This window comes from Acidovorax sp. A1169 (assembly GCF_030704685.1).
Classification (GTDB): Bacteria; Pseudomonadota; Gammaproteobacteria; order Burkholderiales; family Burkholderiaceae_C; genus Acidovorax.
On sequence record NZ_JAUZDX010000022.1, the window covers coordinates 94,451 to 109,128 of the forward strand.

Here is a 14,678-nt window from a genome sequence, read left to right on the forward strand (position 1 = left end):
CGCCTCCTCAATCCTGGGGATACCGCGCCCGGCCATGCGCCGATAACCTGAAGACTCCATGCCATCGACCTTCAGGAGCGCCTTCATGAGCCACCCCTCGCCCGAGCCCCGCCGCCGGTTTCTGCAACGCACTGGCGCCCTGGCCGGCACCCTCACCGCCCCTGCCTGGCTGGCCGCCTGCGCGAGCACGGCATCCACGCCATCGGACCTCACCCAGCTGACCTCCGCGCAGGCCATCGCACAGATCAAGGGCGGCCGGCTGTTGGCCGTGGACTATGTGGCCGCCCTGGTGGCGCGCGCCAAGGCGCTGCGGTCCCTTAATGCCCTGATCACCCTCGACGAAGCGGGGGCCCTGGCCGCCGCGCGGCGCATCGATGCGGCACGGGCATCCGGTGCAGCCCTGGGCCCGCTGGCAGGGCTGGTGATCGTGGCCAAGGACAACATCAACACCGCCGGCCTGCCCACCACGGGCGGCACGCCCGCGCTGCAGGGCTTTCGGCCAGCGCGCACGGCGCCCTCGCTGCAAAAACTGATCGACGCAGGCGCCATCGTGCTGGGCAAGGCCAACCTGCACGAGCTGGCCTTCGGCATCACCAGCACCAATTTCTCGCCGTTCGCGGGCGCCGTGGGCAACCCCTACGACCCCACGCGCATCCCCGGCGGTTCATCGGGCGGCACGGCCGCAGCCATTGCCGCGCGCATGGTGGCGGCAGGCCTGGGCACCGACACGGGCGGCTCCACCCGCGTGCCTGCGGCCCTGTGCGGCATCGTGGGCCTGCGCCCCTCGGTCGGCAACGGCGGGGCCGAGCGCCGCTACCACGACCCGCTGGCCGTCGTGCCCATCAGTCACACGCGCGACACCGTGGGCCCCATGGGCCGCACCGTGGCCGACGTGGCTCTGCTCGACGCGGTGATCACCGGCGACGCCAGCCTGCCCGCCATGCCGCTGGCCCGCGTGCGCCTGGGCCTGCCGCGCCCGCTGTGGGCGGGGCTCGATGCCTCGCTGGCCACGGTGGTGAATGCCGCCCTGGCCCAACTGCGCGCGGCCGGCGCCACGCTGGTGGAGGTGGACATGGCGCAGTTGCTGCCGCTCAACGAGAAGATGTCGTTCCAGATCGCGCTGCACGAGCCCGTGGCCGACCTGCCCGCCTACCTGGCAGCCAACAACGCGCCCGTGAAAACGGTGGCCGAGGTGGCAGCCAAGGTCGCCAGCCCCGACGTGCAGGGCGCCTTCGGCGCCATCACAGCCGATGCCTTTGGCGCCGCGTACCCCGAGGCCATGGCCGTGCACCGGCCGCAGCTGCAAGCGCTGTATGCCACCACCTTTGCGCAGGGCCAATTCGATGCCCTGCTGTTCCCGACCACGCCACTGCCGGCCGTACCCATGGACCGAGCCAAAGGCTCGTCCACCGTCAAGGTCAACGGCGGCGCGGATGCGGACACATTCGCCACCTTCATCCGCAACACCGACCCCGGCAGCAATGCCGGCATCCCAGGCCTCTCGGTGCCTGCCGGCCTGACCAGCGCCGGACTGCCCGTGGGGCTGGAGATTGACGGGCCCGTGGGCAGCGACCGCAGGCTGCTGGCCATTGGCCTGGAAATCGAGAAAGTGCTGGGCAGACTGCCCGCGCCCAGGCTCTAATCCTGCGCAGGCGGGTTGACTGCTTCTTCACCCGCCTGCTCCGCTACCGCCGTGACGAACAGTTCGCGCAGCCAGCGGTGCCCCGCATCGGCCTGCGCGCGGGTGTGCCAGGCCATGGCCAGGTTGAAGGGCGGTATCTCGAACGGCGCGGGCAGTATCTCCAAGATCTGCGAGTAGCGGCGCAGCAGGTGGCTGGGCAGGGTGGCTACGCAGTCGGTGTGGGTGAGCACCAGGGCCACCTGATTGTAGCTGGGCACAGTGACCACCACGCGCCGGCTGCGTGACAGGGTCGCGAGCAGGTCGTCGATCTGGCTGTGCGGGTGGCCCACCTGCGAGACCAGCACATGCGAGAGGTCGCAGTATTCGTCGAGCGTGGCGGCCACATTGCCGCGCGGGTGACCGATGCGCTGCGCCATCTCGAAGCGGTCGCCCATCAGAAAGCGCGACTTGAGCGGGCCCGGCACCTTGCCCACGTCGCCCAGGTACAGGTCCACCTCGCCGCGCTCCATGCGCTCCACCAGCCCGGAGTCGGCCGCAGGCACGAAGCTCACGCGCAGCTCCGGGTTGCCGATGCCCACGATGCGGCCCAGCGCTGCCAGGCCGAGGATGCTGAACACGCTGTCGTTGGCGGCGATCACGAAGGCGCGGCGCGCGGTGGCAGGGTCGAAGCTGTCGCCCAGCTCCACGGCCCCGCGCAGTTGGTTGAGCGCCTCGCTCAAGCGGGGCTTGAGCTCCAGCGCGCGGTGCGTGGGCACCATGCCACGGCCGTTCTCGGCGGGCACCAGCAGGGGGTCTTCGAACAGGTCGCGCAGCTTGGCCAACTGGCCCGACAGGCTGGGCTGGCTGATGTTCAGGCGCCGCGCAGCGCGCGTGACGTTGAGCTCATCGAGCAGCGCATCGAGCGAGATCAACAGCGGTAGATCGGAACGCCGGATATCCATGGTGCCTATACCTCCTATCGGCAATTCCGACTCACGCTGCGGCGCCGGTACGCCCTATCGTTGCGCACCTTTCCACTGCACCGACTGTGAGCTTCAGATGATCCAATTTTATTACCACCCCACACCCAACCCGCGCAAGGTCGCGCTGCTGCTGGAGGAGCTGGGCCTGCCCTACCAGATGGTGCCCGTCGATACCTCGAAGGGCGAGCAGCACACCGCCGCCTACCGCGCCATCAACCCCAACGGCAAGGTGCCGGCGCTGGTCGATGGCGATGCGGTGGTGTTCGACAGCGCCGCCATCCTGCTGCACCTGGCCGAGAAGACCGGGCGCTTTCTGGGCACACCCGGCGCGGCGGGCCGCGCCGAGATGCTGTCGTGGCTGATGCTGGCCGCCACGGGCCTGGGCCCCTTCACCGGCCAGGCCGTGCACTTCACCCACTACGCCCCCGAACCCAAGGAGTATGCGCTGCACCGCTACCTCTTCGAGGCCGAGCGCCACTGGGCGCTTTTCGATGCACGCCTGGCCACGCGCCGCTATGTGCTGGGCGACGACCACCACAGCATCGTCGACATGTCGCTCTGGGGCTGGTGCGGCGGCCTGCACTACCTGCTGGGCGACGCGGCGTGGGCGAAGTTCCCGAACATCAAGCGCCACTTCGACGAACTCAATGCCCGGCCCGCCGCCATCGCGGCCATGGCCCTGGCCACGCAGCATGCCTTCAAGGCCGAACTCGATGCCGATGCCAAGGCCCAGCTGTTTCCGCATGGCCGCGTTGCCTGAGCCCACGGCTCCTCTCAAGACGTTCCCTCACTCCATCCATTCCAAGACATGACCACTACACGCCGTTCTCTCGTTTCACTGGCCGTCGCCGCATCGCTGCTCGGCCCCGTTCTGGCCATCGCCCAGGCCGCTGCGCCTGCCGCCCCGGCCAGCGTTCCCACCGCAACCCAACAGGCCGGCTTCTACCGCTTCAGCGTGGGCGGCGTACAGGTCGTCGCCCTGTCCGACGGCTCGGTGCCGCAGGACCTGCACGCCCTGCTCACCAACACCACGCCCGCACAGACCGACAAGGCGCTGCAGCGCGGCTTTATTGCCAACCCGGTAGAGGCCTCGATCAACGCCTACCTGGTCTACGCGGGTGACCGCCTGGCGCTGGTCGACGCCGGTGCCGGCGCCTTCTTCGGCCCCGGTGCGGGCGGCAAGCTGGTGACCAGCTTGAAGGCTGCGGGCGTGGAGCCCGCGCAGATCAACGACGTGCTGTTGACCCACATCCACACCGACCACAGCGGCGGCCTGGTCGATGCACAGGGCCAGCGCGTGTTCCCCAACGCCACGGTGCACGTGGGCAAGCCAGACCTGGACTTCTTCCTCGCCCCCGCCAACCAGCAGGGCGTGCGCGGCTACGACAAGGCCTATTTCGAGCAGGCCACCACGGCCCTGGCGCCCTACGTGAAATCGGGCCAGGTGCGTCCCTTCGCCGGCGCGGTGGAGCTGGTGCCTGGCATCCGCTCACGCCCCACCCCGGGCCACACGCCCGGCCACGCCTTCTTCGTGCTGCAGGGCAAGGGCGGCGAGGCGCTGGAATTCATCGGCGACATCCTGCACGTGCAATCGGTGCAGATGCCCCGGCCGGACGTGACCATCGTCTACGACGTGGTGCCCCACGACGCCAAGGCGCAGCGCAAGCAGCAGTTCGCGCGTCTGGCGAAAGAGCGGCGCATGGTGGCTGCGGCGCACATCCCCTACCCGGGCGTGGGCTATCTGCGCGATGAGGGCAAGGGGAAGTATGCGTTTGTGCCGGTGGACTACCGGTATCGGGCCGGGGATTGAGCAACTGCCTGGTCGAACTTCAGTGCGGCCGCCCCGCCCCCAACAGGCGCTGCACCAACTCCGTCCGGTTATGCACCCCAAACCGCTCGAACAACGCATCCACATGCGTGCGCACGGTCGAGTAGCCAATCCCCAGCTCCGCCGCGATCTTCTTGTCGGGCCAGCCGGCGCACAGGGCCTGGGCGATTTCGCGGGCGCGGCCGTTGAGGCCTTGCCAGGGGTCGGGTGAAGCGGGTACAGGCGCGTCCAGCGCCGTGTCCACCGGCCGCTCACGCAGCCGCCGCAGCGCACCGGTGAACGCCGGCTGCACCAACCGCAGCAAATCCAGCGTGTCGCGGTCGAACGGCCCTCGCTGGCGGCTGCGCCAGATGCGCAGGTCACCGAGGTTGCGCTCGCCGTCCCAGGCAAAGAGGTTCACGCCGTGGTGCAGGCCGTCGCGTGCAAGAAAGTCGTTGAAGAACTCGGTCTTCATGAGCTCGTGCTGGGGCAGGATCTGCGTGACCAGGGTGGGCTCGCGGCGCTGGCGCAGTTGGTGGGTGATGGGGTCGCGGTACTGGTAGTACGCCTCGTAGGCCTGCAGGTTGGCGTCGTCCATGTGGATGGAGGCGCGGTCGCCAAAGCGCTGAGCGGTGTCGTCCCAGGCGTACGAGGCGAAATGGTCGGCCTGCAGCAGGGCCAGCAGGTCGCTGCCTACGGCCAGCCGCAAGGGGGCGCTGCCAGGCAGTTCGGCAGCCTCCAGCCGGCCCATCAGGCGGGACAGCATTTCTACGCGGGCATGGCTCAGGTACATGGCGGGAGGGTGCGAGGCTTAGGCACAGCGATGGTGCTGGCCAGCCGCTACTGTAGGGACATCACTGCCCGCATTCAAGAGCTGTGCCAGCCCGCGCCCTCCCGGTTTTCCCTGCCCTGCTCAGGGCGGGTGGTGCCGTGCGCAATCTGTAGGTCGCTCCGTCACCGGCACCGGGCAGCGGTTGACCTCGAACGGCGACATGGACAGCAGCGTGGTGAGCGCGCTCGAAGCGATGGTCACCAGCCAGAACACGAAGAAGGCGACGGTGTAGACGCCCTCGCGCGACAGGGCCAGGGGCTGGCCGAACCAGTGCATGTCCTGCGGGTCCACGAAAGCGAAGACCAGCATCTCCAGCACGCCCGCTGTCAGAAAGGCGGGCCAGGCGATCCACATCAGTCGCTGCAGTCTCATGGGTTTGTCTCCTTCACCTGGATTGTTCTGATTTGCTCAACGCGGTTTGTCCTGATCGGGCGTGGCCGCATGGTTGCGCGCCTTCATGGCGGGGGCCAGGCTGCTGGGGTTGTCCTCCAGCGTCTTGTTGATCTCGATGCCCTGGCGGTAGTAGTCCTCGGCCACCACGGGGTCGGGGCGGGCGATGGCGATCCACAGCGTGGCGAAGCCCGCGACGACGACGATGGCCGGGCCGGAGATGACCAGCCAGACATGGCCGAACTTCCACCAGGGAGCGGCGGCGGGGGCGGCAGCGGGCGATGCGGCTACGGAAGGGGATGGCATGGGTTACTCCTGACGGACAAGGACAACAAAGGGGCGGCAGCGGCTGGCGGGCACGGTCAGCGTGGCACCAGGAACACCGACTTCTCGGTGACATGGCCCCCGCCACCCAGGGCCTCGATCTCGAACTGCACAGAGTGCGAGCCGGGCGGGGCAGAGCCGTAGGGGATCTGCAGGCGCACGGCGACCCAGCGCGACTCGGCGGCGCCGATCTCGACTTCGGCCTCCGATGCCACCGTGAGTCCATCGAGCCCGTGCGCGCCGATGCGGTAGCGCTGGCCGGCCTCGGTGGCGTTCATGATCTGCAGGCGGTAGATGTTCTCGAGCTGCCCACCCGCGACGATGCGCGAGAGCGCGGCGCGGTCGCGCACCACATCGACCTTGAAGGCGGTGCGCAGTGCCAGGCTGGCCGTGAGGCCCACGCACAGCGCGAGCAGGATGGCGCTGTAGATGAGCACGCGGGGCCGCAGCACGCGCCGCAGCATCTGCGCGCCGCTCCAGCGGGCGGCCACGGCGTTCTCGGTGGCATAGCGGATAAGGCCGCGCGGGTAGTGCATCTTGTCCATCACCGTATTGCAGGCATCCACGCACAGGCCGCAGCCGATGCATTCGTACTGCAGGCCGTTGCGGATGTCGATGCCCACGGGGCAGACCTGCACGCACAGCGTGCAGTCGATGCAGTCGCCCAGGCCCTTGGCCTTGTAATCCACGGTCTTGTTGCGCGGGCCCCGGGGTTCGCCACGCGCAACGTCGTAGCTGACGACCAGGGTGTCCCTGTCGAACATGGCGCTCTGAAAGCGTGCATACGGGCACATGTACTTGCACACCTGCTCGCGCATGTAGCCCGCGTTGCCATAGGTGGCAAAGCCGTAGAACAGCACCCAGAAGATCTGCCAGCTGCCCTGCAGCGCCAGCAGTTCGCCGCCCAGTGCGCGGATGGGCACGAAGTAGCCCACGAAGGTGAAACCCGTCCACAGCGCCACGCTGATCCAGAGGAACTGCTTGACGGACTTCTTGCGGATCTTCTCCCAGGTCCAGCCACCCGCATCCAGGCGCAGGCGCGCGCTGCGCTCGCCCTCCACCTTGTGCTCGATCCACATGAACATCTCGGTGTACACCGTCTGCGGGCAGGCAAAGCCACACCACAGGCGCCCCGCCACTGTGGTGAACAGGAACAGCGACATCGCACTGACGATGAGCAGACCGGTGAGGTAGATGAAATCCTGCGGGTACAGCACCAACCCGAACAGGTAGAAGCGCCGTGCGCCCAGGTCGAACAGCACCATCTGCCGCTCGCCCCACTGCAGCCAGGGCACCACATAGAACACCAGCTGCGTGAGGGCCACCATGGCCCAGCGCCAGCGGGCGAAGGTGCCGCTGATGGAGCGCGGGTAGATCTTCTTTTGCGCTTCGTACAGCGACACGACTTCGGCCGCTGTGTCGGTGCTGCCCCCAGGGGCGGCAGCGACCGGGGTGATGGGAATGACCTTGCGGGCAGGCCCGCTGGGTGGCTTCATGGCAGTTCTCGAATAGGAGGCCGGGCGCAATGCCCTTCGGGGCATGCACCGGCCGGCGCGTTACCGCCCGCCGTATGGCGGCGAAGCCCGTGCGCCAGGGTTCAGGTCACACGGTCATCGCGCGGCGGCTGCGGCACCGTTGTTGGAGAGGCTCCACACGTAGGAGGCCAGCACGGCGATCTGCGCCTCGGTCAGCTTCTCGGCCTGGGCGGGCATCTGGTTGGTCTTGCCGTTATTGATCATGGCGGTGATGGCGGCTTCGCCCCAGCCGTGCAGCCACACGTCGTCGGTGAGGTTGGGGGCGCCCAGGGCCTGGTTGCCCTTGCCGTCCATGCCGTGGCAGGCAGCGCAGGCGGCAAACTTGGACTTGCCAAGCGATGCGCGCAGCGAGTCGTGCGGGCTCTTGGAGAGGCTCAGCACATAGTGCGAGAGGTTGCGCACGTCCTCAGGCGAGCCCACGGCGGCCGCCATGGGCGGCATCACGCCAGTGCGGCCCTGCACAATGGTTTCGCGGATCTTCTCGGGCGCGCCGCCGTGCAGCCAGTCGCTGTCGGCCAGGTTGGGAAAGCCCTTGCTGCCGCGTGCGTCGGAGCCGTGGCACTGCGCGCAGTTGTTCATGAACAGGCGCTCGCCAATCGCATGGGCCTGCGGGTCGCGCGCCATGTCCTCGGGCTTCATGTCGGCGAAGCGGGCGTACAGCGGTGCCAGCTCTGCCTTGGCTTTGTCCATCTCGGCCTGGTACTCGCCCAGCTGCGTCCAGCCGAGCTTGCCGGCAAATGTGCCCAGGCCCGGGTAGGCGGCCAGGTAGGCCAGGCCGAAGACGATGGTGATGACGAACATCCACACCCACCAGCGCGGCAGGGGGTTGTTCATCTCGACCAGGTCTTCGTCCCAGACGTGGCCGGTGGTGTTGTCGGCGGTGGCCATGACCTTCTTGCGGCCGGCCATCCACAGCAGCAGGCCGCAGGCGATGATGCCGCCCAGGGTCACGGCGGTCACGAAGACCGACCAGAAATTGCTGGTGAAGTCACTCATGGGGTGCTCTCTTGTTCATGTGGTCGTTGTTGTTCTTGAGGCGGGCACGGTCATTCGTGCTCGAAAGGCACGCGGCCCGCTTCGTCGAAGCGGTCCTTGTTGCTGCCCAGGTAGGCCCAGACCCAGATGCCGACGAAGCACGCAAGGGAAGCCAGAGTGGCGACGATGCGCATGGTGGTGATGTCCATTTCAAACTCCTTACTTGAGCGCGCGGCCCATGACCTGCAGGTAGGCCACCAGGGCGTCCATCTCGGTCTTGCCCTTGAGCTCGGCGGCCGCGTCGGCGATCTGCCCGTCGGTGTAGGGCACGCCCACGGTGCGCAGCGCCTTCATGCGGGGGGCTGCAACGGCGGCGTCGACAGGCGTCTTCTCCAGCCATGGGTAGGCGGGCATGTTCGACTCGGGCACCACGTCGCGCGGGTTGGTCAGGTGGATGCGATGCCACTCGTCGCTGTACTTGCCGCCCACGCGGTGTAGGTCGGGGCCGGTGCGCTTGCTGCCCCACTGGAAGGGGTGGTCGTACACAAACTCGCCAGCCACCGAGTAGTGGCCGTAGCGCAGCGTCTCGGCGCGGAAGGGGCGGATCATCTGCGAGTGGCAGTTGTAGCAGCCCTCGCGGATGTAGATATCGCGCCCGATGAGCTGCGTGGCGGTGTAGGGCTCCACGCCCTTGACGGCCTCGGTGGTGGACTTCTGGAAGAACAGGGGCACGATCTCCACCAGGCCGCCAATGGCGATCACCAGCAAGATCAGCACGATCATCAGGAAGTTGTTGGTCTCCACCTTTTCGTGGCTGAAACCGGTGGTCGCAGGGGTCTTGTTGTCAGACATGGATCAGGTCTTTCGTACAGGCTCAGGCGTGGGCGGCTGCATGGGCAGAGTGCACAGCAGGGATGGCGACCTTGACCGAGCGGCCGGCGATGGCGGTGGCCCACACGTTCCAAGCCATGACCAGCATGCCGCCCAGGTACAGCAGGCCGCCCGCCAGGCGCACCACATAGAAGGGGTAGGTGGCCTTGACGCTCTCGACAAAGGTGTAGGTGAGCGTGCCGTCGGGGTTGATGGCGCGCCACATCAGGCCCTGCATGACACCGGCGATCCACATCGCGGCGATGTACAGCACGATGCCCAGGGTGGCCATCCAGAAGTGCAGCTCGATGGCCGGCACGGAATGCATCTTCTCGCGGCCGAACAGGCGGGGGATCAGGTAGTACAGCGAGCCCATGGAGATCAGGCCCACCCAGCCCAGGGCGCCGGAGTGCACGTGGCCCACGGTCCAGTCGGTGTAGTGGCTCAGGGCGTTGACGGTCTTGATGGACATCATCGGGCCCTCGAAGGTGGACATGCCGTAGAACGACAGCGACACGATCAGAAAACGCAGGATGGGGTCGTCACGCAGCTTGTGCCAGGCGCCCGACAGGGTCATCACGCCGTTGATCATGCCGCCCCAGCTGGGGGCCAGCAGGATCAGCGAGAACACCATGCCCACCGATTGCGTCCAGTCCGGCAGCGCGGTGTAGTGCAGGTGGTGCGGGCCGGCCCACATGTAAGTGAAGATCAGCGCCCAGAAATGCACGATGGACAGGCGGTAGCTGTACACCGGGCGGCCAGCCTGCTTGGGGATGAAGTAGTACATCATCCCGAGGAAGCCTGCGGTGAGGAAGAAACCCACCGCGTTGTGGCCGTACCACCACTGCACCATGGCGTCCTGCACACCGGCGTAGGCCGAGTAGCTCTTCATCCAGCCCGCAGGCACCGCGGCGCTGTTGACCAGGTGCAGAATGGCCACGGCCAGGATGAAGGCGCCGAAGAACCAGTTGGCCACGTAGATGTGGCGCACCTTGCGCATGCCCACGGTGCCGAAGAACACGATGGCGTAGGACACCCAGACCAGCGTGATCAGGATGTCGATGGGCCATTCGAGCTCGGCGTATTCCTTGCCCGACGTATAACCCATGGGCAGGCTGATGGCCGCCGCCAGGATCACGAGCTGCCAGCCCCAGAAGGTAAAGGCGGCCAGCGGTGCGGCAAACAGCCGCACTTGGCAGGTGCGCTGCACCACGTAGTAGCTGGTGCCGAACAGCGCGCAGCCGCCAAAGGCGAAGATGACGGCGTTGGTATGCAGTGGCCGCAGGCGCCCGTAGCTGAGCCACGGAATGCCGAAGTTGAGTTCAGGCCAGGCAAGCTGGGCGGCGATGATGACGCCCACCAACATACCCACCACCCCCCATACCACTGCCATGATAGAAAACTGCCGCACGACTGTGTCGTTGTAGTGCGCGGCAGCTGTGTTGTGAGTTAAATCCATCGGGCACCTCTTTGTGTTGCAGTGAGTCTCCTGCAGCACGGCCCGGTGGGTATTGACGCATGTCAATCATTCCGGAGAATGCGCTCGCCCTCTTGCTCCACGCTCTCGAACTGGCCCCGGTAGACGGCCCACCACAGGCCGGCCAGGATCAGCAGCACCAGCACCACGGACAGGGGGATCAGCAGGTACAGGATGTCCATCACACGGTCTCCAGCGCGGTTCTGGGGAGGGCACCAGCAGCGTCTTGTGCAAGCCTCTCCTCTCCCACCAGCCGGGCCAGGCGCGAGGCGTTGAGCACCACCAGCAGCGAGCTCAATGCCATGCCCAGCCCGGCCAGCCACGCCGGCATATAGCCCAGCACCGCCAGCGGCACGCACAGCGCGTTGTAGGCGGCAGCCCAGCACAGGTTCTGGCGCACCACGCGCAGCGTCTTGCGCGCCAGCAGCACGGCCTGCAGCACCAGCTGCAGGCTGCCGCCCAGCACCACGAAGTCGGCGCGCGAGCGCGCCAGCGGCACGGCGCTGCCGAAGGCGAAGGACACATGGGCCCCGGCCAGCACCGGCCCATCGTTGAGTCCGTCGCCCACCATGGCGACCTGGCGGCCCTGCGACTGCAGTGCCTGCAGCGCGGCCAGCTTGCCCCCGGGCGAACAATCACCCTGCGCGTGCACGATGCCGGCCTGCATGGCCACGCGCTGCACCGACGCCATGCGGTCGCCCGAGAGCATGTGTACCGCCACGCCTTCGCGCTGCAGCGCCTGCACCACGGCGCGGGCCTCGGGCCGCAGGCTCTCGGCCAGGGTGAAGCGGGCCAGCTCAACGGCCGCTCCACGCTCATCGGTTTCCTCAGACAGCACCACCTGCAGGGCCGCGCTGTCGGCGCCCTGCCCCGCCCCCACGCCCGCATGGCGCGCAGAACCCAGGCGCAGGCGGCGCGGGGCCACCGCGCCGGTGGTGTCGATCACGCGGGCGGTGAGGCCTTGCCCCGCTTCTTCCACCACATTGGTGGCGGCCCAGCGACCGGAGTCGCCATCCGCCGCCGCGCACAGGGCGCGTGACGCGGGGTGCATGGACTGGCACGCCAGGGCAGCGGCCAGCGCCAGGGCATCGTGCCGCGCCAGGCCGGGGATGGTGTGCACGCCCTGCAGTGCCATGCCATCGCGTGTGAGCGTGCCGGTCTTGTCGAACACGATGGTGTCCACCGCCGCCAGGGCTTCGAGCCCCTGCAGGTTGCGCACCAGCAGGCCATGGCGTGCCAGTGTGCCGGCGGCGGTCAGCATGGCCACCGGTGTGGCCAGCGACAGCGCGCAAGGGCAGGTGACGATGAGCACCGCCACCGCCACCATCAGCGCGTGGCTGGGGCTGCTGGGCCACCACCAGGCGGCGGCGACCACGGCGGCCAGCAGCACGGCGATGAGAAAGGGCCGCGCCACGCGGTCGGCCAGCTGCGCCAGGCGCGGCTTCTGCAGCGATGCGCTTTCCATCAGCGCCACGATCTGTGCAAAGCGCGTGGCGCTGCCCGTGCCCTCCACGCGCATCTGCACCGCCGCCTGCAGGTTGTAGCTGCCCGCCACCACGGTGCTGCCCAGCGGGCGCGCCACGGGGGTGGACTCGCCGGTGAGCAGAGCCTCGTCGGCATGCGTACTGCCGTCGGTGATGCGGCCATCGGCCGGGAAGGCCTCGCCCGGCAGCACGCGGATGACATCGCCCACTTCAAGGCGGCGCGTGGCCACGCGGGAGAATGCGCCATCGGCATTGCGCCGCTCCACGCTGTCGGGCAGGCGGTTCATCACCGCCTCCAGCGCACCGGCCGTGCTGTCGCGCAGGCGCAGCTCCAGCCAGCGGCCGGTGAGCAGAAAGAACACGAACATGGTGAGCGAGTCGAAGTACACCTCCTTGCCGAAGATGCCCGCCGGGTCGAAGGTGCCCGCCGTGCTCACGGCAAAGGTGATGGCCATGCCCAGCGCCACGGGCAGGTCCATGCCCACGCGGCGCAGCCGCACATCGCGCAGCGCACTGGCGAAAAACGGGCCGCAGGCAAAGCACACCACCGGCAGCGTGATGACCCACGAGGCCCAGCGCAGCAGCGTCTCCATCTCCTGCGACAGATCGCCCGGTTGCGCCACGTAGGCGGGCCACGCGTACATCATCACCTGCATCATGCAAAATCCCGCCACCAGCCAGCGCCACAGCGCGCGCCGGCTCTCCTGCTGGCGCTGGGTGCGTGCGAGCGCGTCCATGGCCGGCAACGCCTGGTAGCCCGCGCGGGCCACGGCGGCCAACCAGCTGGAGGGCAGCACCTGCGAGGGCTGCCACACCACGCGCGCACGGTGCGTGGTGGCGCTCACATCGGCCTGCATCACGCCAGGCACACTGCGCAGCGCGTCTTCGATGCTGAGGGCGCAGGCCGCGCAGTGCATGCCCGAGAGCACTACATGCGATTCCCACGCGGGTGCGTCCCCAGGGGCGGACTCCACCGGCGCACCGTGGCCATCGCAGGGGCGGCCGAAGGAAGGCCACTCCTGCGGATCATCGAGCAGTGCGGTGTGCAGCTGCTGTGGCGAGGTCACCTGCGAGCTTGCATCTGCGGGGCTGGGGGTGGCATTTGACATGGCTCAAGCCTATCGCCGCAGCCCGGTTGGCTTGTTGACCTGGATCAAGGCGGGGAACATCATGGCCCGTACGCTTGCACTATCTACAAGCAAGGAGACCACCATGTACCAACGCATCCTGATTGCCACCGATGGCTCCACCCTCTCGGAGAAGGCGGTGGACCATGGCCTCGCTCTGGCCGAGCTGACCTCGGCCACCGTCATCGCGCTCAAGGTGGTGCCGCGCTACCCGCGCAGCTACTTCGAAGGCGGCATGCCCGTGGAGATGAGCGATGTGAAACGCATCGAGCAGCAGTGGAACGATGCCGCACAGGCCATGGTCGATGCCGTCAAGGCCCGCGGCGCAGCGCGTGGCATCACGGTGAAGGCCGTGGTCCACAAATCCGACCTGGTGGCCGAGGCGATCATCGCGGCTGCCAGGAAGCACAAGGCGGATCTGATCGTGATGGCATCGCATGGGCGCAAGGGGGTCAAGCGGTTGTTGATGGGGAGTGAGACGCAGCATGTGTTGACCCATTCGCACATTCCGGTGTTGGTGTTGAGGTAGCTCTTTGCGTCTTGTGCGGTGCTTGCGGCGCGTGGTGGCTGCATGCTTTGATGGTGGCTGCATGCTTTGATTAAGGGCGGGAGCCGGGGTGTGCGCCCGGCGGCGCAGTAACTTTCTCTTGGCCGCCAAGAGAAAGTCACCAAAGAGAAGGCGGCCCCCAGTCTGCGTCCCCCTTCGCCCGGTGGGCGAAGGGGGCAACCTGCGATGCTCGGGCCTGGGGTGGTGCCGCAGAACTCGCTGCGTTCTTCGAACTCCGCTCAAACAGCTGCGGCAAGCCAGATCACGAAGTGCGTGTGTCCTTCGGCACACGCACCCACCCCAGGCCCTGCGCTTCTCGGCGCAGCCAGTAGGGGTGGGGAGCGGGGTCCAAACGGCTGCTGCTTCGCAGCTGCGCCGGGTGTCGGGTCGCGCTAGGCGCTGCCGACGGGCGGGGCGCAATCGCTCTGGCGAGCCGAGCGCAGCGAAGGACCACAGGCCGAGCGAAGCAATGGCCCGTATGGAGCCCGCTTCCACCCCCTTCTGACCGTGCCGAGAAGCGCAGAAGCTGGGGTGGCGCGTGTGCCGCAGGACACACGCGCTTCGTCATCTGGCTCGCCGCAGATGTTTGAGCGGAGTTCGAAGAACGCAGCGAGTTCCGAGGCGCACCCCAGCTTCGAGCATCGCAGGCTGCCCCCTCGCCACCAGCGAGGGGGACACGGGCAGCGGGGTCGTCTTTTCTTGGCCT

15 protein-coding genes are annotated in these 14,678 nt (G+C 67.8%); 4 read left to right on the forward strand and 11 right to left on the reverse strand.

Annotated elements, in window-relative coordinates; genetic code table 11:
• Nucleotides 1-85: 85 nt before the first annotated feature.
• Nucleotides 86-1,642, forward strand: coding sequence for an indoleacetamide hydrolase (iaaH, locus tag QYL93_RS26670; RefSeq protein ID WP_305746511.1), 1,557 nt, complete (start codon nt 86-88; stop codon nt 1,640-1,642).
• On the opposite strand, the gene QYL93_RS26675 is transcribed toward iaaH, so the two are convergent.
• Nucleotides 1,639-2,583: a LysR family transcriptional regulator gene (locus QYL93_RS26675; RefSeq protein WP_305746512.1), complete on the reverse strand. Its 945-nt coding sequence runs from the start codon at nt 2,581-2,583 to the stop codon at nt 1,639-1,641. The two genes, iaaH and QYL93_RS26675, sit on opposite strands and share 4 nt — an antisense overlap.
• Before the next feature lie 97 nt (nt 2,584-2,680).
• Between QYL93_RS26675 and QYL93_RS26680 the strand changes: the two genes are divergently transcribed.
• Nucleotides 2,681-3,364, forward strand: coding sequence for a glutathione S-transferase family protein (locus QYL93_RS26680; protein ID WP_305746513.1), 684 nt, complete (start codon nt 2,681-2,683; stop codon nt 3,362-3,364).
• A 48-nt stretch (nt 3,365-3,412) separates the two neighbouring features.
• Complete coding sequence (locus QYL93_RS26685) at nt 3,413-4,414, forward strand: MBL fold metallo-hydrolase (protein WP_305746514.1); 1,002 nt, start codon at nt 3,413-3,415, stop codon at nt 4,412-4,414.
• A gap of 19 nt (nt 4,415-4,433) precedes the next feature.
• Here QYL93_RS26685 and QYL93_RS26690 read toward each other — a convergent pair whose 3' ends face one another.
• The 10 genes from QYL93_RS26690 to QYL93_RS26735 all read right to left on the reverse strand — a co-directional run bounded on the left by QYL93_RS26690 (nt 4,434) and on the right by QYL93_RS26735 (nt 13,407).
• Nucleotides 4,434-5,204, reverse strand: coding sequence for a helix-turn-helix transcriptional regulator (locus tag QYL93_RS26690; protein WP_305746515.1), 771 nt, complete (start codon nt 5,202-5,204; stop codon nt 4,434-4,436).
• A 120-nt stretch (nt 5,205-5,324) separates the two neighbouring features.
• On the reverse strand, nt 5,325-5,615 hold the full coding sequence (locus QYL93_RS26695) for a hypothetical protein (RefSeq protein WP_305746516.1): 291 nt from the start codon (nt 5,613-5,615) through the stop codon (nt 5,325-5,327).
• Between the two features lie 36 nt (nt 5,616-5,651).
• Entirely contained in the window at nt 5,652-5,939 is a 288-nt protein-coding gene (locus tag QYL93_RS26700; protein ID WP_305746517.1) for a FixH family protein, read from the reverse strand.
• A 56-nt stretch (nt 5,940-5,995) separates the two neighbouring features.
• The gene (gene ccoG, locus QYL93_RS26705; RefSeq protein WP_305746518.1) at nt 5,996-7,453 is read right to left on the reverse strand and encodes a cytochrome c oxidase accessory protein CcoG; all 1,458 of its coding nucleotides are present in this window, start codon (nt 7,451-7,453) and stop codon (nt 5,996-5,998) included.
• Between the two features lie 114 nt (nt 7,454-7,567).
• A complete protein-coding gene (gene ccoP, locus QYL93_RS26710) occupies nt 7,568-8,488 on the reverse strand; it encodes a cytochrome-c oxidase, cbb3-type subunit III (RefSeq protein ID WP_305746519.1) in 921 nt (306 codons plus the stop codon).
• A 50-nt stretch (nt 8,489-8,538) separates the two neighbouring features.
• Entirely contained in the window at nt 8,539-8,676 is a 138-nt protein-coding gene (locus tag QYL93_RS26715) for a cbb3-type cytochrome c oxidase subunit 3 (protein WP_057206393.1), read from the reverse strand.
• A 10-nt stretch (nt 8,677-8,686) separates the two neighbouring features.
• Complete coding sequence (gene ccoO / locus QYL93_RS26720) at nt 8,687-9,319, reverse strand: cytochrome-c oxidase, cbb3-type subunit II (RefSeq protein WP_305746520.1); 633 nt, start codon at nt 9,317-9,319, stop codon at nt 8,687-8,689.
• A gap of 22 nt (nt 9,320-9,341) precedes the next feature.
• A complete protein-coding gene (gene ccoN / locus QYL93_RS26725) occupies nt 9,342-10,796 on the reverse strand; it encodes a cytochrome-c oxidase, cbb3-type subunit I (protein WP_305746521.1) in 1,455 nt (484 codons plus the stop codon).
• 62 nt (nt 10,797-10,858) lie between these two features.
• Nucleotides 10,859-10,996, reverse strand: a complete 138-nt coding sequence (ccoS, locus tag QYL93_RS26730) for a cbb3-type cytochrome oxidase assembly protein CcoS (protein WP_007860012.1) — start codon at nt 10,994-10,996, stop codon at nt 10,859-10,861.
• On the reverse strand, nt 10,996-13,407 hold the full coding sequence (locus tag QYL93_RS26735; RefSeq protein WP_305746522.1) for a cation-translocating P-type ATPase: 2,412 nt from the start codon (nt 13,405-13,407) through the stop codon (nt 10,996-10,998). Before QYL93_RS26735 ends, ccoS begins: the two co-directional genes overlap by 1 nt.
• A gap of 103 nt (nt 13,408-13,510) precedes the next feature.
• Between QYL93_RS26735 and QYL93_RS26740 the strand changes: the two genes are divergently transcribed.
• Nucleotides 13,511-13,954, forward strand: coding sequence for a universal stress protein (locus QYL93_RS26740; RefSeq protein ID WP_305746523.1), 444 nt, complete (start codon nt 13,511-13,513; stop codon nt 13,952-13,954).
• The last annotated feature ends 724 nt before the right edge of the window (nt 13,955-14,678 follow it).